Below are 386 nucleotides of genomic sequence, written 5' to 3' on the forward strand. Positions count from 1 at the left end.
GTCACCAGAATCAACGGGATATGCCGGGTCTGCGCTTCACGCTTGAACTGGCGGCAGAGCGCATAGTCATCCTGCCAGCCGAGCAGTATCAGGTCCGGCTGCGGCACCTCGCAGGCAGCAGCCAGCGCCTGGTCAGCGGCTACCAGGCGCACCTGGTAGCGCTCGACCAGCAGCGCGCCGATGCGCTCGCGCACCTCCTGTGAGTCGTCCGCGACCAGAATCAGCTCCTGTTCCGGCCTGTCGAGCATCCCGCGCATGGCGACCTCCACGGCTACCTGTCTACCGAACAGTAAAGGCGCAGAACGGCATCTGCGCCCAGGTGTTCCACAACTGACCGCCGTTAGGCTTTGAAAGTGCAATACGGATTGGCAGCGCGGCGGAGCCGG

General features: G+C 64.5%; 1 protein-coding gene. It reads right to left on the reverse strand.

All coding sequences use genetic code 11. The features are described from left to right. Positions 1-257 (reverse strand): PleD family two-component system response regulator (locus tag J0A65_RS26245; RefSeq protein ID WP_463452448.1); only part of this gene is annotated, 257 nt, incomplete at its 3' end. Positions 258-386: the final 129 nt, after the last annotated feature.

Origin of the sequence: Bowmanella yangjiangensis, assembly GCF_017255015.1 — a bacterium.
GTDB classification, from domain to species: Bacteria; Pseudomonadota; Gammaproteobacteria; order Enterobacterales; family Alteromonadaceae; genus Bowmanella; species Bowmanella yangjiangensis.